The 19,045-nt window shown below is 65.7% G+C and carries 13 protein-coding genes; 3 read left to right on the top strand and 10 right to left on the bottom strand.

Features of this window, described 5'->3' with window-relative positions; genetic code table 11:
- Positions 1 to 37 precede the first annotated feature (37 nt).
- From ispG to ACV4UY_RS04205, 7 genes are all read right to left on the bottom strand, one after another.
- On the bottom strand, positions 38 to 1,138 hold the full coding sequence (gene ispG, locus ACV4UY_RS04235) for a flavodoxin-dependent (E)-4-hydroxy-3-methylbut-2-enyl-diphosphate synthase (protein WP_491606402.1): 1,101 nt from the start codon (positions 1,136 to 1,138) through the stop codon (positions 38 to 40).
- A complete protein-coding gene (locus tag ACV4UY_RS04230) occupies positions 1,135 to 2,970 on the bottom strand; it encodes a RodZ domain-containing protein (protein WP_491606401.1) in 1,836 nt (611 codons plus the stop codon). Before ACV4UY_RS04230 ends, ispG begins: the two co-directional genes overlap by 4 nt.
- Positions 2,971 to 3,012: 42 nt before the next feature.
- Positions 3,013 to 4,662 (bottom strand): NAD+ synthase, encoded by a 1,650-nt coding sequence (locus ACV4UY_RS04225; RefSeq protein ID WP_491606400.1) that lies wholly within the window; start codon positions 4,660 to 4,662, stop codon positions 3,013 to 3,015.
- A gap of 521 nt (positions 4,663 to 5,183) precedes the next feature.
- Positions 5,184 to 5,330, bottom strand: a complete 147-nt coding sequence (locus ACV4UY_RS04220) for a hypothetical protein (protein WP_491606399.1) — start codon at positions 5,328 to 5,330, stop codon at positions 5,184 to 5,186.
- Between the two features lie 93 nt (positions 5,331 to 5,423).
- On the bottom strand, positions 5,424 to 7,451 hold the full coding sequence (gene ligA, locus ACV4UY_RS04215; RefSeq protein ID WP_491606398.1) for an NAD-dependent DNA ligase LigA: 2,028 nt from the start codon (positions 7,449 to 7,451) through the stop codon (positions 5,424 to 5,426).
- A 222-nt stretch (positions 7,452 to 7,673) separates the two neighbouring features.
- Complete coding sequence (locus ACV4UY_RS04210; RefSeq protein ID WP_491606397.1) at positions 7,674 to 10,733, bottom strand: efflux RND transporter permease subunit; 3,060 nt, start codon at positions 10,731 to 10,733, stop codon at positions 7,674 to 7,676.
- Entirely contained in the window at positions 10,730 to 11,827 is a 1,098-nt protein-coding gene (locus ACV4UY_RS04205; RefSeq protein WP_491606396.1) for an efflux RND transporter periplasmic adaptor subunit, read from the bottom strand. The genes ACV4UY_RS04210 and ACV4UY_RS04205 overlap by 4 nt, the downstream gene beginning before the upstream one ends.
- A gap of 178 nt (positions 11,828 to 12,005) precedes the next feature.
- Between ACV4UY_RS04205 and ACV4UY_RS04200 the strand changes: the two genes are divergently transcribed.
- On the top strand, positions 12,006 to 12,503 hold the full coding sequence (locus ACV4UY_RS04200) for a MarR family winged helix-turn-helix transcriptional regulator (RefSeq protein WP_420906689.1): 498 nt from the start codon (positions 12,006 to 12,008) through the stop codon (positions 12,501 to 12,503).
- A gap of 281 nt (positions 12,504 to 12,784) precedes the next feature.
- Here ACV4UY_RS04200 and ACV4UY_RS04195 read toward each other — a convergent pair whose 3' ends face one another.
- From ACV4UY_RS04195 to ygfZ, 3 genes are all read right to left on the bottom strand, one after another.
- Positions 12,785 to 13,993: a class I SAM-dependent methyltransferase gene (locus ACV4UY_RS04195; protein ID WP_491606395.1), complete on the bottom strand. Its 1,209-nt coding sequence runs from the start codon at positions 13,991 to 13,993 to the stop codon at positions 12,785 to 12,787.
- Positions 13,994 to 14,072: 79 nt separating this feature from the next.
- On the bottom strand, positions 14,073 to 15,203 hold the full coding sequence (locus tag ACV4UY_RS04190; protein WP_491606394.1) for an NAD(P)H-dependent flavin oxidoreductase: 1,131 nt from the start codon (positions 15,201 to 15,203) through the stop codon (positions 14,073 to 14,075).
- Between the two features lie 92 nt (positions 15,204 to 15,295).
- Entirely contained in the window at positions 15,296 to 16,339 is a 1,044-nt protein-coding gene (gene ygfZ, locus ACV4UY_RS04185; RefSeq protein WP_491606393.1) for a CAF17-like 4Fe-4S cluster assembly/insertion protein YgfZ, read from the bottom strand.
- Positions 16,340 to 16,470: 131 nt separating this feature from the next.
- On the opposite strand from ygfZ, the gene thiC reads away from it, so the two are divergent.
- Together thiC and ACV4UY_RS04175 are read left to right on the top strand one after the other, a co-directional pair.
- Complete coding sequence (thiC, locus tag ACV4UY_RS04180) at positions 16,471 to 17,880, top strand: phosphomethylpyrimidine synthase ThiC (protein WP_491606392.1); 1,410 nt, start codon at positions 16,471 to 16,473, stop codon at positions 17,878 to 17,880.
- A 10-nt stretch (positions 17,881 to 17,890) separates the two neighbouring features.
- Positions 17,891 to 19,033, top strand: a complete 1,143-nt coding sequence (locus ACV4UY_RS04175; RefSeq protein ID WP_491606391.1) for a hypothetical protein — start codon at positions 17,891 to 17,893, stop codon at positions 19,031 to 19,033.
- Positions 19,034 to 19,045 lie beyond the last annotated feature (12 nt).

Raw genomic sequence — 19,045 nt, 5'->3', positions numbered from 1 at the left:
CGATAACCTCGCATGCCAAGCCATCCGCGCATGCCACTCAACGCACCGTGGATCGCATCCCCCCGGCCAACCGCTCGACCTCTTCCACCACCCGCTCGACCACATTCCCGTCGGCCACCTTGCCGACCGGCTTGCCGGCGCGATACAACAGATTCTCCCCACCGCCCCCCACGATGCCGATGTGACTCTCCTTGGCCTCGCCCGGTCCGTTGACCACGCAACCGATGATCGACACGGTGATGTTCTCGCGGATGTGGGCCAGACGCTCCTCCAGACGCGCGGTCAGATCGATCACCGGCAACTCCTGACGCGAACAGGTGGGACAGGCGATGATCGTCACGCCGCGACTGCGCAACCCCAGGGCCTTGAGCAACTCGAAGCCCACCTTCACCTCATGGACCGGATCCGCGGACAACGAGATCCGCAAGGTGTCGCCGATCCCCTCGGCCAGCAACAGCCCCAACCCCACCGCCGACTTGACCGATCCCGGCAACAGTCCGCCGGCTTCGGTGATGCCCAGGTGCAGAGGATAATCGACCACCTCGGCCAGCCGCCGGTAGGCCTCCACGGTCATCGCCACGCCGCTCGCCTTGAGACTCACCTTGATCTCGCGGTAGTCGAGATCCTCGAGCATGCGCACATGCCCCAAGGCCGATTCCACCATCGCCTCGGCGCACGGTTCGCCGTATTTGAGCAGCAGATCGCGCTCCAGGGAGCCGGCATTCACGCCGATGCGGATCGGCACGCGCCGTTCGGCAGCGGCACGGACCACCTCGGCCACCCTGACCGACGAGCCGATGTTGCCGGGATTGAGCCGCAGCCCGTCCACCCCGTTCTCAAGGGCGAGCAGGGCCAGTCGGTGATCGAAATGGATGTCGGCGATCAGCGGCACCGGCGATCCGGCGCGCAACGGCCCCATGGCGCGTGCCGCCTCTTCGTCCGGACACGACACCCGCACGATATCCGCGCCCGCCTCGGCCAGGGCGCGGATCTGCCCCAGGGTTGCGGCCACGTCGCGGGTATCGGTGTTGGTCATGGACTGCACGGAGATCTCCGCACCCCCGCCGACCGCGACACCCCCCACCTGGATCCGGCGCGTCGCGCGACGCGGACGGGTCAAGGCCGGCGCCCGGCTCATCGTCCACCCGCCCGCTTGCGCAGCGCCTCGGCGTTGAGCTTCAACCCTTCGACCATCTCACCCGGCGCCCCCACCATCGGCACCTCCTGACTGCCCACCCGGACCTTCACCGAGGCGGCGTTGCCGAGCGTGGCCACGAAGTTCCCACCCTCCGGCACCCGGAACAGAAATCCGGGCTGCAACACCATGTCCTTGACCACCATGCCGTTGGCATCGTGGATCTGCACCCAGACCAGCTCCTTGGCCTGCAACGACACCGCGTTGGGCGACTCGGGGGCCAGATCGGTCTCGTTGCCCACCTGTTCGGGATAGCGTTCGCGGATCCCCTTGGGCAGTTTTTTCGGCGGGGTCAACCTGGCGGTCTCGGGCGCGGGCGGCGGCGCGGCAACCGGCACGGCGGGCGCGGGCGGCGGCGCGGCAACCGGCACGGCGGGCGCGGGCGGCGGCGCGGCAACCGGCGGCGTGCTCTTGCCCGGCGGCGCGGCAACCGGCGGCGTGCTCTTGCCCGGCGGCGCGGCAACCGGCGGCGTGCTCTTGCCCGGCGGCGCGGCAGGGACCGGCGGCGGTGGGACGCTCTCCCGTACCGGGGAGGCCGGCCTGGCCGGGGCGGCGGGTGCGGGCGCCACGGCACGCTTCTCGGACGCCACGGCCCGTTTCTCCGGCTCGGCAGGCTCCTCGGCGGGGGGATCGACCGGACCGGTGCGAATCTCCGGCGGAGGGGATTCGTCTCGGGAGGTCAAACGACTCCACAAAGTGGAAAACCACGATTCGGACTCACCCGCGCCCTTCTCCTCCTCGACGACCGGCATGACACGCTCCTCCGCTCCCGGCCTGGCCGCCTGTTTGGCATCCGGATTCGGCTCGGCTTTGGGCTCCGGCTTCGCGGCGGGCTTCACCTCCTTTTTCGGCTCCGGCCTGGACTCCGTTTTCGGCTCCGGCTTCGCGACGGGCTTCACCTCGGACTTGGATTCCGGCTTCACTTCGGGCTTGGGTTCCAGCTTCACCTCCGGCTTGGGTTCCGGTTTGGGCTCTGGCTTCGCGGCAGGCTTGGGTTCCGGCTTCACCTCCGGCTTGGGTTCCGGCTTCACCTCCGGCTTGGGTTCCGGCTTGGGTTCCGGCTTGGGTTCCGGCTTGGGTTCCGCTTTCGGCCTCCCGCCACCCGCCGCCAACATCGCCAGCTTCTCCGGAGAGGAGTCGGTGGCCGGCCATGAGGACGGGTCCTCCTGACCCAGCGACTTCACAGGCTGAGTCTCCTCCTTGACCGCCACCTTCGCGTCCGCGCCTTCCGGACCGCCAGCATCCGACGAACGCGCCGGCAAGGCCTCGCCCACCCGCAGTGGGGCGGCATTCGACGGGGCCGGGGGACCGATCTCGGCAGGGGCATTCACAGTGTGCCGTTCATAGGCGACGAACAATCCGATCAACGCCAGCACCCCGCCCACCGCCAACGCCACCGACGGACGATGCCGGGGCGCGGGCGGAGAGATGAAATGTTCCTGTTGCAACACCTGGCGCGTGGCATCCAGATCGACCAGGCACGACTCGATCAGTTCCTGATCCTCGAAACCCAGATGGCGTGCGTACAACCGCAAGAAACCGGCCACGTAGACCTGGCCGCGCAAGGTGTCGATCCGCCCCTCCTCCAGGGCCTGGAGATGGGTCACGCGGATGCGGGTGCGCCGGGACATCTCGTCCAGCTCCAACCCCTGCTCCTCGCGCAGACCGCGCAACAGCCGTCCCACCCGCTCCAGGGCGGGATGCACCACCTTTTCCGGAAGCGGCCCCGACTCCTCGTCGCCCGGATCCGGTTCGATCTCTGGGGAGTTCCTCATCACGCCTTCATCCACGTCCTTGCCGCCGTTGCACGTTGCTTCTCACGACACACGAAAACCGTTGGTGATCGGATAGCGCCGGTCCTTGCCAAAAGCCCGCCGCGTCACCCGGACCCCGGGCGCGGCCTGACGCCGCTTGTACTCGTTGCCATCCACCAGCCGGATCACCCGCGCCACGGTCTCGCGGTCGATGCCGCCCGCCACGATCTCTTCCAACCCCTGCTCGCGCTCCACATAGCGTTCCAGGATCCGGTCCAGCACCGGATAGGGGGGCAGGGAGTCCTCATCCCTCTGGTCGGGGCGCAACTCTGCCGAAGGGGGACGTTCGATCACCCGTTCCGGAATGGGTGGGGTCTGGCCACGCTCGAGCGCCCAGAGGTTGCGCGCCCGCGACAAGGCGTAGACCCGCTCCTTGAGAAGATCCTTCAACACCGAATAGCCACCGGCCATGTCGCCATACAGGGTGGCATAGCCCACGCTCACCTCGCTCTTGTTGCCGGTGGTCACCACCATGCCGCCCCGCTTGTTGGCCAGGGCCATGAGCAGGGTACCCCGAATGCGCGATTGCAGATTCTCTTCGGTGGTATCCTCGGCAAGCCCCGCGAACTCGCCCGACAGTGCCTCCCGGAACGCCGCGAACAGCGGTCCGATGGCCACCTCGCCCAGCCGGATGCCGAGCCGGTCGGCCACGAGCGCCGCATCCTCCAGGCTCATCGGCGCGGTATAGGGCGAGGGCATCATCAATGCATGCACCCGGTCGGCACCCAGGGCATCCACGCAGATGGCGGCGGTCAGGGCGGAGTCGATGCCGCCGGAGAGCCCCAACACCACGGTACGAAACCCGTTCTTGCCCACGTAGTCGCCCAGGCCCAGCATCAGGGCGCGGTAGACCTCTTCATCCTCGTCCAACTCCCCGACCACCGGACCCGCATCAAAACGCACCACCCCGCCCGGCTCGCGCCGAAGGGTCAGAAGGGTCAACGCCTCCTCGAACGACGGCGCGCGCAGCGCCACCTCGCCGGTACGGTTCATGGCGAAGCTGCCGCCATCGAACACCAGTTCGTCCTGTCCGCCCACCATGTTGACATACACCACCGGCAGACCGTGTTCGACGATCCGCTGCCAGGCCACCGCCTCGCGTTCGCGCTGCTTGCGGATGTGGTAGGGCGAGGCGTTGATGTTGATCACGAAGGTGGCCTCGCTCCTGGCCAGACTCGCCAACGGATCGCCGGTGCGCCACAGATCCTCGCAGATGGTGATGCCGAACGGCATGCCGTGATAGGCGAAGCCGCGCACGCTGGTGCACGACTCGAAATAGCGCTGTTCGTCGAACACTCCGAAGTTGGGGAGCCACCGTTTGCCGGCAAACCCCTCCTCGCGACCGTCACGCACGAACACCCCGGCGTTGATCAGCCCGGAACCGCCGTGCCGGATCGAGCCGTACACCGCATCGATGCCCAGCTCCCCCAGGGCGTGGTGAAAACGACGCTCCACCGCGCGCAGTTGATCCAGAAACAGCGGCTTGTGCAGCAGATCCTCGGGGGGATAGCCGGTGAGGGCCAACTCCGGAAAGATCACCAGACGCGCACCCGCCTCGGCGGCGCGCCGTGCGTGCGCGAGCAGGGTCTGAAGATTCTTCTCCAGGGCGCCGACATGCGGATTGACCTGGGCCAGGGCCAATAAAAGTTCCATGGGCTTCGTGACGACGCTTTCCAAGCGGGTGGCGAGAGGGTGGTTTCAACAAACCGTTACCGTGGAACGCCCGAATTGGAGATCCAAGGTCAGGGGGTAAAGGGTTCTCCCCCCATCAGGCAAGTTACAGTGTAACGGATCGTGATGCCTTTTCCAAAGATCGAAATCGCACGGATCAAACCCGTCGGTGACATTTCTCAAGCATCGCCAATGGGGTCGTGAACGGACAACTCCCGAATCCAAATAAAATCCTGGCCATTGCGCGTCCAAAATTCACACTTCATCTCCAGAGCCGTTGCTGCCAGAATGGCATCGCCAAGCCCAATGTTCCTCAGTCAGCGTAACCGTATGGGGCCCGTTCCGCCACAGCCAGGGAGAGCGGCAACAGTTCGGCCATCTCGAACAATTTTTCCAAAAGATGAGCCTGATCCGGTGTCCAACGCAACGCATGGGATCGCCAAACACGTCAGCCAGCCCCGTTCTCGATGGCTCCGTCAACAAATCCGCGACATCATCACCGTTCACCCGCCCGGCATCCATCCGGACGATGGCCGTATTCCCTGCTCCGCCACCACCGTCACCACCACCCTCGCCCGTTCCACATCGGGTGCCGTACCGATCCAGGTCAAGTGGCCATGCTCGCAGATCGCCTCGCAACTCGTCCGCATGCGCGTCTCCCTTGGGGAATCCCTTGATGGCGTCCCTCGACCCAACGCGTCTACTCTAGCACGGATCCGCGCCCGGATTAAACCATCTCCCGTTCACCCCGCGCCCTGAACCAGGGCGATCATGGCCGTTTCGTCCAGGATCTCCACCCCCAGTTCGCGCGCCTGGGTGAGCTTGGAACCCGGCGCCTCGCCCACGATCAGATAGCGGGTGCGTTTGGAGAGACTCCCCGACACCTTGGCGCCCAACGCCTCGAGCCGGGCCTTGGCCTCCTGACGGGTCCAGGCGGTCAAGGTGCCGGTCAACACCACGGTGGCCCCGGCCAGGGGATGACCGATCGCGACCGCGCGCGAGGCTGCCCGATGCCAGCCGGTATCGGGCTCGGCCAGAAGCCGCTCGAGAAGCGCCCGACTCCCCGGAGCCCGGAAGAAGGCCCACACCCGCCCGGCGGCCACGGGTCCGACCTCGGGGGCCCCTTGCAACTCCGCCTCGGATGCGGCCATCAGCGCCTCGATGGCGCCGAAATGGCGCGCCAGACTCGCCGCCGTCGCCTCCCCCACCTCGCGGATCCCGAGCGCGAACAAAAAGCGCTCCAGGTCGCGTCCGCGACTCTCCTCGATGGCGACCAACAGGTTTTCCGCCGATTTCTCCCCCATGCGTTCCAGGCCCGCCACCCGCTCCGACATCCCGCGCAACCGGTAGAGATCCGCCACATCGCCGATCAACCCACCGGCGAACAGCGCCTCGACCAGCTTTTCGCCCAAACCCTCGATGTTCATGGCGCGCCGCGAGGCGAAATGACGCACCGCCTCCTTGCGCTGCGCCGGACAGAAAAACCCCTCGATGCAGCGAATCACCACCTCGCCCTCGGGTTTGGCCACCGCCCCGCCGCAGACCGGACAGCTCGCGGGGGTCGCCACGGACAGGGCATCCGCCGGACGTTTTTCCAGCACCACCTCCACCACCTCCGGGATCACATCCCCGGCACGCCGCACCCGCACCGTATCGCCGACACGCACATCCTTGCGATACAGTTCCTCGAAGTTGTGCAAGGTGGCGTTGGTCACCGTCACCCCGCCCACCCCCACCGGTTGCAACCGCGCCACCGGGGTCAAGGCGCCGGTGCGCCCCACCTGCACATCGATCGCCTCGACCGTGGTGAAAGCCTCGCGCGAAGGAAATTTACAGGCGGATGCCCAGCGCGGCGCACGGGCGACGAACCCCAACCGCTCCCGCCAGGCAAGCACGTTCACCTTGAAGACCATGCCGTCGATCTCGTAGGAAAGCTGATCGCGCCGCGCCCGCAACCGCTCATAATAGTCCCGGCACCCCTCCACCCCGACCACCACCTCGGCCTCCGGACAGGTAGGCAATCCCCAGTCGCGAAACAGCGCCATCACCTGGTCATGCCGGGTCGGCCACCCCTCGGCCTTCACCTCGCCAACGCCGTGACAATAGAGTTTCAGCGGGCGTTGCGCGGTGATGCGCGGATCGAGCTGACGCAAACTCCCCGCCGCGGCATTGCGCGGATTGGCAAAGGTTTTCTCACCGGTCTCCAGGGCGCGGGCGTTGTACTGGTCGAACGCCGCCAGGGTCATGAACACCTCGCCGCGCGCCTCCAGCAACTCCGGATGACCCTCCCCGAGCAGACGCAACGGCAACGACGGAATGGTGCGCGCCTGGGCGGTCACCTCCTCCCCCTCCCGGCCATCGCCGCGCGTGGCGACACACACCAGCAGACCCCGCTCGTAGATCAGACTCACCGCCACCCCGTCGATCTTCGGCTCGGCGGCATACTCCACCCCCGCCTCGCCCAACCCTTCGCGCACCCGGCGATCGAACTCGGCCACGTCCGCCACCGTGTCGATGGAGAGCATCGGCACCCGATGGACCACCTTGGCAAACCCCTCCAGCGGCGCCGCCCCGACCCGCCGGGTAGGCGAATCCAGGGTGATCAGGACGGGGTAACGCTGCTCCAGGTTCTCCAACTCCCGAAACAGCGCATCATAGGCGTCGTCGCCGATCTCGGGAGCATCAAGCACATGATAGCGATGGTTGTGATGGGCCAGCTCGGCGCGCAACGCCCGCACGCGGGCCAGGATATCGGGGGTAGGGGTGGTCATGCCTGCAATTTTTCCAGAGTTCGTGTGTACCGTGTCACATATCAAGGTTACCATGGAACTCCCGAAGGGAGGTTCATGGTACGGGGGGTGAGGGGGTTCTCCCCCCATCATGCCAGTTACAACAAAAAAGCACGCCACTCCGACACCACTCAAGCCTTGATCATGGCACCATCCGAAGCGGTTGCGGCCAATCCTGACCAAGAGGAACCCCCGCCAGCCCCATCACGCCCGCCCAGGACGCAGCCGCCGGATGAGGTTCACCAGATCGTCCACGTAGCCGTAGATCACCGGAATCACCAAAAGCGACAAAAAGGTCGAGGCGAGCAGACCGCCGATCACCACGATGGCCATCGGGGAGCGGAAGCTCGGTTCGGCGCCGATGCCGAGAGCCACCGGCAGCATGCCGGCGCCCATGGCGATGGTGGTCATGACGATCGGGCGGGCCCGTTTGCGGCAGGCGTCGATCAGGGCGTCGCGGCGGTTCAGACCCCGTTCGCGGCGCGCCACCACCGCGTACTCCACCAACAGAATCGAGTTCTTGGTGACGATCCCCATGAGCATCAGAATGCCGATCACCGAGGGCATGGAAAAGGCGTTGTGGGTGACCAGCAGCGACACGAACGCCCCGCCCAGGGAGAGCGGCAGGGCCACCAGGATGGTGATCGGCTGAAGAAAATCGTGAAAAAGCAGCACCAGCACGATGTAGATGCACATCACCCCGATGGCCATGGCCCCGGCGAAGCTGCCGAACAGCTCCTTCATGCGCTGGGCGTCGCCATCCGGGGGGCGCTGCACCCCCACCGGGAGGTTCTTGAGCGCCGGGAGTTCGTTGACTTCGGTCAGCAGTTCGCCGATCACCCGTTTCCCCAGTTCGATGTCGATGCTCACGCGCCGCTGCCGGTCCATGCGGTCGATGCGGGTCGAGCCCCCGAGGATTTCGATCCTGGCCACCGTCTCCAGCGGAATGACTCCGGCCCGCGAGGCGACCGGCAGTTGGCGGATCGCGGCCAGGTCGTGACGCACCCCCTCGGCCAGACGCACGCGGATCGGGATCTGGCGTTCCGGAAGATTGAGCTTGGCGAGCATCATCTTGAAATCCCCCGCCGTGGCGATGCGCACCGCCTGGGCGATCGCCTCGCTGGAGACCCCCAGATCCGCCGCGCGGGCGAAATCCGGGATGATCTGGATCTCCGGTCGCTCCAGATCGGCGTTGGAGCGCACGTTGCCGATCCCCTGGATGCCCCGTATTTGCGGTTCCAGCGCGTCGATGACCCGCGACAGGGTGGTCGGATCGTTGCCGGTGAGCACGATGGTCAGTTGGATGCCCGGACCGCTGGAGATCATGGCCACGCGGATGCCGGGCAGTTCACGGAGTTTGTTACGGATCTTCTCTTCCACCCCGGACTGCTTGAGCGCCCGTTCGCGGCGATCCACCAGGTTGACCACCAGGGTGGCCTTGCGGGTGTCGCTCATGGTGCTGACGTTCATGGGACCGCCGCCGACGTTGGCCGAGGAGCCCACCGCCGCATGGACGCTGGTCACCTCCGGAATCTGCTTCAACAGGGCGATGGTCTTTCGGGAGGCCTCATACGTATCCTCCAGAGCGCTGCCGGGAGGCAGTTCCACCTGCAACATCATCTGGTTGCGATCCGCGGCGGGCACGAAGCCCGAGGGGAGCATGGGCGCCAGGGCCAGGGAACCGGCCAGAAAAAGGATCGAGGCGATCAGGGTGGTCCTGGGATGGTCCAGACAGCTCGTCACCCAGCCGAGATAACGATGCAGCAGGGCCCCCTCGTGGATCTGGCTGTCGTGAGGCCGCATGAGATGGGCGCACATCATCGGCGTCAAAAGACGCGCCACCACCAGCGAGGCGAGGATCGCCGCCACGGCGGTCATGCCGAAGGGACGGAAGAACTTGCCCGGAATCCCGGCCATGAAGGCGGTGGGCATGAAGACCGCGACCAGGGTCAAGGTGGTGGCGATCACCGCCATGCCGATCTCGTCGGCGGCCTCCATGGCGGCCTCAAAGGGTTTTTTTCCCTGTTTGAGATGGCGGACGATGTTCTCCACCTCGACGATGGCGTCATCCACCAGGATGCCCACCACCAACGCCAGGGCGAGCAGGGTGAGGGTATCCAGGCTGAAACCGGCCAGCCGCATCACCAGGAACGCCGGGATGATCGACAACGGCAGGGCCGCGGCGGAGATCAAGGTGGCGCGCATGTCGCGCAAGAACCACCACACCACGATGATGGCCAGAAAAGCCCCTTCGTACAGCAGTTCCATCGACCCCTTGAAGTTGTCCAGGGCCGGGGCGAAGGTGTTGTACCCCTCGCGGATGGTCACCTGGGGGTGCTCCTTGGCGAAAACCCCCACCACGCGGCGCACCTCGGTGGCCACGCTCACCTCGCTCCACCCCTTGGAGCGGGTCAGCTCGAAACCGATCACCGTTTCGTCGTCCAACAGGGCCATGGTGCTTCGTTCGGCGAAGCCGTCGGTGATGGTGGCGATCTCGGACAACGGAACCGATCGACCGCCGGAGAGCGGGATCTCCAGACGGCGCAGATCCTCCACCGATTCGGGCGCGGCCAGGGTGCGGATCGACTGCACGGCGCCGGAGATGTCGCCGCGTCCACCCGAGGCATCCTTGCGGATCTGGCGCAGGGCGCGGGAGATCTCGTCCGAGGTGATCTTGAGAGCGCGCATGCGGGCCGGATCCAGATCCACCCGGATCTCGCGATCCACGCCGCCGGTGCGGGAGAACTTGCCCACGCCCGGCACCGAAAGGAGACGCTTGGAGAGTTCGTTGTCCACCAGCCAGGAGAGTTCCGCCTCGTCGAGCTGTTTGGAGCTGGCCACGAAGGCGATCATGATGCCGCCGGTGGTGGTTTTCTTCGAAACCACCGGCACGGTGAGATCCTGGGGAAGGTCGGAGCGCACCGAGTCCACGGCATTGCGCACCTCGTTGAGGGCGGCATCGGCGTTCTTGTCGATGTCGAACTCCACCGAAATCGACACCGAGCCATCGGTCAAGGTGGTGCGGATGTGCTCCACTCCGCCCAGGGAAGCCACCGAATCCTCGATCTTGCGCGCCACCTCGGTTTCGAGCTGGCTTGGGGCCGCCCCTTCCAGGGTGGCGTTCACCGAGATCACCGGAACCTCGATGTCGGGGAAGTTCTGGATCCCCAACGCCTTGAACGAAGCGAGCCCCAGCAGCGTCAGCAGGGCGAACAGCAGAATCGCCGGCACCGGATGGCGAATGGAAAGGGCTGAGAAGTTCACGGTTTCTCTCCGCTCACCTTCACCCGGTCGCCATCCTTTAAAAAGGCCCCGCCATGGGCGATGATCCGGACGTTATCCCCAAGACCCGAGAGGATCTCCACCTGATTCTCCATGCGCCGTCCGGTGGTCACCTTGCGCCGGCTCACCCGGTCGGTGTTTTCAGGCAGTTCGAACAGATAGGTGAAGCCGTCGTGAAACACCAGGGCGCTCTGCGGCAGGACGACCGCCGGCTGTTCCCCGAGCTGGATTTCTCCCTGGGCGAACATCCCCGGCTTGAAGGGGGTCTCCTCCGGCAGATCGAAATAGACGAGCCCCTTGCGGCTCTCCGGATTCAAGGTCGGAGCCACCTGACGGGCGCGCGCCTCGACCGGCGCCTGGCCCGGCAACTCCAGTCTGGCCTGCTGACCCGCCTGGATGCGACCGATCTGGCTGTCCGTCACCTCGGCGCGCCACTCCAGACGCCCCTGCCGCACCAGTCGGAACAGCTCGACCCCTGGTTGCACCACTGCCCCAAGCGTGGCGTTGCGCGCCGAGATCACCCCGTCGTCCGCGGCCAGGATGCGGGTCTGGCGCAAGCGGATCTCCTCGTGTTCCAGGGCGGCCTTGGCCGCCGCCAGTTCCGCCTCCGCCGACTCCTCGGCGATCAGGTGCTGGGTGATCTGCTGCTCGGAGTAGGCGCCGATCCCATCCACGGATTTCACCCGGTTGGCATTGGATCGCGCCAGGGCCAGGGCCGCCTTGGCCCGCGCCACCATGGCCTTCTGCTGGGCGAGGGTCGCCTTCACCGATTCGTCGGAGAGGCGTGCCAGCTCCTGTCCCCGTTGCACCGGCGTGCCCACATCCACCGGCAACCAGACAATCGCCAACCCCCCGATCTCGGCGGAGACCACCGCCTCCTGCCAAGCATGAATCGCACCGCTCACCAGCAAGGTTTGAGGCCAGACCACCTGGCGCGGTTGGGTGAGGGTCACGGTCAGCGCGGCGCGCTCCTCGCCATTGGCCGCACCCTTTTCGGCATGAAGATCCCCGATCGCCCCTCCCGCCATCAACCATCCCGCAACCACGAAGCCAAGCAGCGCAAGCTGTCTTTTCATGCAAAAATCCTTTTCTTCAAAACAAGTTTCACGCCAGCCGCAATCCTGTGTGGAAATGCGTTTGATGACGCGGATGGAGTCTGATTTATCTTCTAAGAAAGCAGTTATCGGCATACTATTGACATTCGAACCAATTTGCAAGATTATGAAGCGTTAAATATTGTCAAGGGAGCATGACATGAACACAATCCTGCAACACATCATCGCGGCGCATCAGGACAACTGGCCCGAAGAGTTCGATCCCATGGCCCTGCCGTTCGCCCTGGCGTTTCATCGGTCCCACGGGCTGATGTATGGACGGGCCTGCGCGGCCATGGCCACCTTCGAACTCACCCCAGCCGAGTTCGATGTCCTGGCCAGTCTGCGTCGATCCCCCGCCCCGCACGCCCTCACCCCCTCGCAACTGCGGCAGGCGCTGTTGATCACCTCGGGCGGTTTGACCAAGGTGTTGCATCAACTGACCGCGCGCGGTCTGGTCGAGCGTCCGCCCGGCGTCGGCGATCGCCGGGTCAAACCGGTTCGTCTGGCCGAGCCGGCCTATCCGTTGATCGATCGGGCCATGCGGGAAGTCATGCAAGTGACTCGCCAACGGCTGTTGAAGTTCCTGTCTGGCGAGGAAATTCGTGATCTGACCGAACTTCTGGCCAAACTGGCTGCGGACGAGCAGGAGGATTGATCCTTCGTCGCCGTGCGGGAAGCGCGCGGTTCGGCTGCGCAACAAAAATATAAGTTATCATTCCGCTCAAAAACAACCGGTTCAGGGGGAGCCTGGATGCCTACCTGCCGGTTGCGTTGACCTGCTCGGGCCTAAACCGCGTCTGTTTTGAGATGCGTCGTTTCGGTAGTGTCTTACGTTAACTTAACAACTCTCCCATCCATCTGTTATTGAAAGATTGATGCGTGACACAGATGCTGGACCCTTGATCATGGAACGACGCATCCCGTGATGGGGGCGGTTTAGTCGTCCAGCTCGTCCACGCCCACCCAGCGTCCCGACGGAAGATCGGCAAAAGGATCGCGCGGTGCCGGCTGGATCTCCCGGCGGACCGGTTTGGCCCCGCGACGCGGCCCGGCGCCTCGGGTCACGATCCCCTCGCTCTTCACCTTCACCCCGCGCCAGACCGTGAAGGCTTCGTCCCCGTCGATCTCCTCGACCGCACCGAACCGCTCGGAGAGCAGCGCGCCGTAGTCCAGGAAACGATTTCCCACCAGCCACAAGGTACCCCCTGGGTTCAACCGGGCACTGGCCGCGGCCAAGAAGGCCATGGTCGCCTCGTGATCGGTGCGCACCCCGCGATGGAACGGCGGATTGGTGACCAGGGCATCGAAACGCATCCGGCTCAACTGTTCGCCCATGCCATCCTCGGTGATCACCGTGCAGCGTTCCTGGAGTTGGTTCAGCTCCACGGTCCGGCTGGCGCAGCGGGTGGCGGTGACCAAATCGTCGCTGAGGGTCACCTGGAGCGACGGGAACCGTTTGGCCAGAGTGACGCCGATCACCCCGGAGCCGCAGCCCCAGTCGAGCACCCGCGTGCCGGGCGGTTCGTCGCGCAGGGTGTCGAGGAGCAGCAGCGTGGCCGGATCGATGGCGCGCCAGGAGAAGATGCCCGGCTTGACCGCGATTTTCATCCCCTCGTGCCGCACATGGGCAAAACCATCGGCCTCGGGTGCGAAGGGGCGATCCTTGTCCTTCTCCTCGAGCGCGCGGCTCTCCGGAGTGAGGGTATGCAGCCGGAGATGGCCCTTGCAAAGCGCGGTTTCGCAGTCGCTAAAACGCTTGGACAACGACCGGATGCCGGATTCACGCTCCCCGAAGAGCCACAGCCGTCCGCCAGGCGTCAGGGTCGCGCGCGCGTTTTCGATGGCCAGTTTCGCGGCCTCGCGGCCTTGGGGCAGTTCCATCAACAGGTTGCGGGTCGGTTCTCCGGCACTGGGATGGTCATCGAGCCGGATGTTCACCCCCGGATGTTGCTGACGGATCGCGGCGGCCAGCGAGGCGCGCGCCACCACCACGGAACCGGTGAAACCGGCGTCGCGCAGGACATCGAGCGGCGTGGGGGCGTCGAGGGGCCAGTGGACCAGATGCAGGTGGTCGATCCGGTCGATCGGGCAGACCTCGCCCAGACCGGAGAAGAAACGCTGAATGGAGCGGGAATCGGGAAGCACGGCGGATGTCTCGTCAGGAGGCTGGATGCCCGCTGCCTTGGCTCCGCGGATCGGACCCAAGACAACGGGCGAGGAACATTCATCCAGGGATCGGCACCGGCTGGACCGGAACGCCCTGGAGCAACTCACGAAAGATGTCGCGCACATGCACCAGACCGGTGTGACGGGTGGCGTTGGTGCCGGTGAAGACCAGACCGTTCTCCATGTCCCCCTGCTGGGCGCGATGCAGGGCCAAGGCGATGCAGAAGGTCTCCTTCTCCTCGCGACAGCGACAGGCGTCCAGACAGGTGGCGATGCAGGTGTCGGCCACTTCCCCACCCCGCAGCAAGGTCTTGGTGAAGGGGGTGTTCAGGGCCCGTCCGGGCAGACCGGCGGGCGAATCGACGATCACCACGTCGCCATCCTGGGCGTCGATGAAGGACTGCTTGTAACGGTCGTGGGCATCGCACTCGAAGGTGCAGATGAAGCGGCTGGCCATCTGCACCCCCTTGGCGCCCAGGGAGAAGGCATGATCGATATCCTTGCGATCCCAGATCCCGCCCGCGGTGACGATGGGGATCTCGTCCGCGTATTCGACGCGGGACCATTCGGCCAGCTCCGGCACCACGATATCGGTGTCGTATTCGGCGGAAAAGAGCTGCTGGGCGTTCTTGACCCCCAGATGCCCCCCGGCGCGATTCGGATCTTCGAAGACGATGGCGTCCGGCAGGCGCTTGTAGAGCTTGTGCCAACGCTTGGCCAACAGTTTGGCGGCGCGCAGCGAGGAGATGATCGGGACCAGGGCGGTCTTGGGATTGGCAGTGGCGAATTCGGGCAGACGCAACGGCAAACCGGCCCCGGAGATGATCAGCTGGGCGCCGTTCTCCACCGAGGTACGCACCATGGCCTCGAAGTCGCGGATGGCCACCATGCAGTTCACGCCGATGATGCCAGCCGGACTGGCCGCACGGGCCATCTGCAACTCGTCGATGAGCGCCTTGACGTTGGCGCGGTAATAGTCGCGCCCCTTCACATAGTATTTCGAGGCCAGGGAGAGCGCCACGGCGGCGATCACGCCGACCCCTCCCTCGTTGGCCACGGCGGAGGCGAGCCGATGCGCCGAAACGCGCACCCCCATGCCACCCTGAATGATCGGGACCGGAATGGTATATTCGCCGATGCGCAACGGTGGCAGGGGCGGCAGAGTCGGTTGGACATCGATCTGGGTCATGAAACGGGCATCCTAGAGTGAAACTTAAACGGTTTCCGGCGCGTTCGTCCGTGTTGAACGCGCCACCATCGCGGGCCTCCCGAACCAGGGGATCACCAGGCGGCCCAATCGGGTTTGCGCGCCACGACCTGAACCGACCCGCACGACAACACCCGCTCCGCATCGACATCGGAGGGATGGACGATCCCCAAGCCGCTCCGTTGGCCACGGCCAGGGGTCACGCTGGTCAGGACACCGGTCTCCTTGCCGCTCGGCAACTGGATCGGCGTGCCCGGCGCGACCTCGGCGCCAGCGGACAGAATGAGGGAATAGAGCCTTTTTTTCAAGGTGCCGCGATGATGGGTGCGCGCGGTGGTCTCCTGTCCGACATAGCACCCCTTGGCAAAATCCACGCCGTTCATCTCCAGAAGCCCGCTCTCCAGGGGAAGGCTCACCTCCGGGATGAAATCGCTGCCGCCGCGCGGCAAGGCCAGGTCGATGCGGTGGGTCTCCCAGGCCAGAAAACCGGCGGGTGGAATCCGTTTGACCAGCCTGTCCCACCATCCCCCGACCAATGCGGCGGGAACGAGCAGTTTCCAACCGAATCCGGCGTGACGCGGATCGCGCCACAGACGAATGCCCGGCTCCAGGGCCATGGTATCGCCCGGATTGGCCTCTGCGATGGGAAATTCCGGGAAAATCCCCTGCAAAACCCGGCTCGCCTCGGGACCGGCGATGGTGAGCAGGGCCGGATCCGGATCCACCTCGACCCGAATCCTGGCGCGCAGGATGAATTGCGCCAAACGGCGGGCCAGAGGGGCGCCCGAACCGGGTTCGGTGATCAGAAGCAGTCGGTCTCCATCGCGCAACAGGGTGCAATCCCACAGAAAACGACCCTGGGGCGTGAGATGGGCCGCGTAGATGCTCCGTTGCGGGGAGACGTTCTTGACCTGATTGGTGATCAGACCGCCCAGAAAATCGTGGATGTTCTCACCCGAGATGGCGACCGCTTCCATGTGGGTGGAATCCACCAGCGCCACGTCGTCACGCAGGGCGCGCAACTCGGCCTCCGGATCGCCGAAGTGCGTGGGCACCGTCGCGGAACGGTCCGAACTCCAGGCGATGCGCCCTCCAAAATGGGATTCAAGCCGACTCATGGGAAAACTCCTTGTGAATAACGGACAGGGGTTGGCACAATTGCATCCGGCGCGGCTCGATCCTGGCACCCCTGGATCGGGAACGGGCGCTTGTTTTTCGATTGGACCCTTCATTTCGCCAAGGAGTTCGCATGAGCGCCTTTCGCTCCGCATGGATACAGGGCCGCACTGGGAACGTTACCCAGATGCATTACGCGCGGCAAGGTCAAATCACGCCGGAAATGGCTTTCGTGGCCCAGGAGGAGGATCTGGATCCCGAGTTGGTGCGCGCCGAGGTGGCGCGCGGACGCATGGTGATCCCGGCCAACATCCGCCATCCGGAATCCAGACCCGTGGCCATCGGCATCGCCGCGCGTTGCAAGATCAACGCGAACATCGGCAATTCGCAGATCTCCTCCGGTCTGGACGAAGAGGTCGAAAAGCTGCGCCTGTCGCTCCACTACGGCGCCGACACGGTGATGGACCTCTCCACCGGCAAACGGATCCGCGAAATCCGCGAGGCGATCCTGCGCAACTCGCCGGTGCCGATCGGAACCGTGCCGATCTACGAGGCGGTGGAACGGGTGCCGGACGTGCGCGCCCTCACCCCGGAGATCATGCTCGAGGTGATCGAAGAGCAGGCCAGACAGGGGGTGGACTACATGACCGTCCACTGCGGGGTGACGCTGGAGGTGCTGCCGCTGATCGAATCGCGCATCACCAAGATCGTCTCGCGCGGCGGGGCGTTGATGGCGCAGTGGATGCTTCATCACGAAAAGGAGAACCCCCTGTTCACCCACTTCGATGCCCTGCTCGAAATCTGCAAGCGTCATGACGTCACCCTGTCCCTCGGCGACGGTCTGCGACCCGGCTGTCTGCACGACGCCTCGGACGCCGCCCAGTTCACCGAACTGCGCATTCTCGGCGAGCTGACCCGACGGGCCTGGGAGCAGGAGGTGCAGGTGATGATCGAGGGTCCGGGCCATGTGCCGCTGGATCAGATCGAGGAGAACATGCTCAAGGAGCGCGAACTGTGTCACGAGGCGCCGTTTTATGTCCTGGGACCGCTGGTCACCGACATCGCGGCGGGCTACGACCACATCGCCTCGGCGATCGGTGGCGCGGTGGCCGCCTGGAAGGGAGCGTCGATGCTCTGCTACGTCACCCCGAAGGAGCATCTGGGACTGCCGAACGCCGAGGATGTGCGCGCGGGGATCATCGCCTACAAAATCGCCGCCCACGCCGCCGACATCGCCCGGCATCGACCCCGCGCCCGGGAGCGCGATGACGCGATGAGTCGCGCCCGTTTCTCGTTCGACTGGAACCGGCAGTTCGCATTGGCGCTGGATCCGGAACGGGCCCGCGAGTATCACGACGAGACCCTGCCGGAAAACGCCCACAAGAGCGCGGAGTTCTGCTCGATGTGCGGTCCGCGCTTCTGCGCCTACAAGCTCTCCCAGGAGGTGGCCGAAAAGTCGCGACACCTGGCCGAACGGTTCACCCCGGACTTCTGCCCCCAGACCGGCGATGCGGCCAAGGCCAATCTGGCGGTCAACGCCTGAACCTGTTCCCATGGGATCGGGGGCGGTCTCCGCCCCCTGGCGCGAGATCGACCGACAGGCCATGCCATCCCCACGCCCTCCCGTGACCATCCCCCTGTATCGACCGGATTTCACCGGTGACGACGCACGGGTCTGCCTGCGCCAACTGGCGCGCGCGCCGTTCGTGGATGCCGGGGCCGCGCGCGCCTGGGAGGCGGGCTGGGAGCGGCTCTGGGAGCGGCGCGCCGTGGCATTTGCCAGCCATGACGAGGCGTTGGGTGCCGTGAAGGGGCTGTTCGGCTGGCACTCCGGTGACGTGGTGGCCGTGGATCCGCTGCTGGATCCGGCCTGGATCGAGGCTCTGGAGGCCAACTGGCTGCATGCGGCCTGGCGGGATGTCGATCCGGTGACCGGTCGGGCCCTCGGCGAGCCGCCGGCACGGGCCGAGGGGCGCGGCGTCACCCGCGCCGTGGTGACGCACCACCCGTTCGGTCTGCCAACTTCCGGCCTTGATTCGGGCGTTGGAGCACGACAGGTCGGGATGCCGGACACGGCGCCCGTGATCCTCGAGGAGATCTCGGCGGTCTTGCATCCGTTGCCAGGGATCGGCCATGGCCGGATGCAGCTGGTCAATCTGGAGGGGCCGCGTATTTTGCCGGTTGGCGTGGGGTGCGTGCTGCTTTCGACCGATGCACCCCTGATCGAAGCGCTGCGGAAACGAAGATCACGCCCTCCGGGTGGCCCGGCCTGCGCGTTGGGATGCGCGTTGCTCGCCTCCCTGCCGGGCCGTCTGGAGCGCCGCGCGGAGCTGGCCGGGCGCTATCTGGCGTTGCGGCTGCGCGGTCTGGGAGCGCTCCCGGCGCAAGGCGCGCATGGCCGGACCTGGGAGCTTTTTCATCTCGTGATGCGCGATGCGAGCGCCTGCGCGGCCTTGCGGCACTTCCTGCGACGCTCCGGAATCGGCTGCGCCACACCGATCTGGTTTGCGCCGCGCCTGCCGGAGGGGAGCCTCCTGCCCGGCCTGCACGCCCTGCGAACCCGTGCCCTGGCACTCCCCCTGCACGCGACCCTCACGGACCCGGAGAGCAAACGCATCGTCAACCGCATCCACCGCTGGGCGGAACGGTGTGGACGAAGCGAACCTCCCCCGCACGACGGCACCACCCCCCCGTGACCGTCAGCCGTC

Source organism: Candidatus Magnetaquiglobus sp., assembly GCF_058402785.1.
Note: the sequence above shows the minus strand (reverse complement) of the source record. Positions and strands in the feature narration are given on the sequence as shown.

Excerpts from the sequence above, each read along its gene's own strand:
- thiC (WP_491606392.1), top strand. The coding sequence starts at position 16,471 with ATGAGCGCCTTTCGCTCCGCATGGATACAGGGCCGCACTGGGAACGTT.
- ACV4UY_RS04225 (WP_491606400.1), bottom strand. The coding sequence starts at position 4,662 with ATGGAACTTTTATTGGCCCTGGCCCAGGTCAATCCGCATGTCGGCGCC.
- ACV4UY_RS04230 (WP_491606401.1), bottom strand. The coding sequence starts at position 2,970 with ATGAGGAACTCCCCAGAGATCGAACCGGATCCGGGCGACGAGGAGTCG.
- ACV4UY_RS04220 (WP_491606399.1), bottom strand. The coding sequence starts at position 5,330 with ATGCGGACGAGTTGCGAGGCGATCTGCGAGCATGGCCACTTGACCTGG.
- ACV4UY_RS04205 (WP_491606396.1), bottom strand. The coding sequence starts at position 11,827 with ATGAAAAGACAGCTTGCGCTGCTTGGCTTCGTGGTTGCGGGATGGTTG.
- ispG (WP_491606402.1), bottom strand. The coding sequence starts at position 1,138 with ATGAGCCGGGCGCCGGCCTTGACCCGTCCGCGTCGCGCGACGCGCCGG.
- ACV4UY_RS04200 (WP_420906689.1), top strand. The coding sequence starts at position 12,006 with ATGAACACAATCCTGCAACACATCATCGCGGCGCATCAGGACAACTGG.
- ACV4UY_RS04175 (WP_491606391.1), top strand. The coding sequence starts at position 17,891 with ATGGGATCGGGGGCGGTCTCCGCCCCCTGGCGCGAGATCGACCGACAG.
- ACV4UY_RS04190 (WP_491606394.1), bottom strand. The coding sequence starts at position 15,203 with ATGACCCAGATCGATGTCCAACCGACTCTGCCGCCCCTGCCACCGTTG.
- ygfZ (WP_491606393.1), bottom strand. The coding sequence starts at position 16,339 with ATGAGTCGGCTTGAATCCCATTTTGGAGGGCGCATCGCCTGGAGTTCG.
- ligA (WP_491606398.1), bottom strand. The coding sequence starts at position 7,451 with ATGACCACCCCTACCCCCGATATCCTGGCCCGCGTGCGGGCGTTGCGC.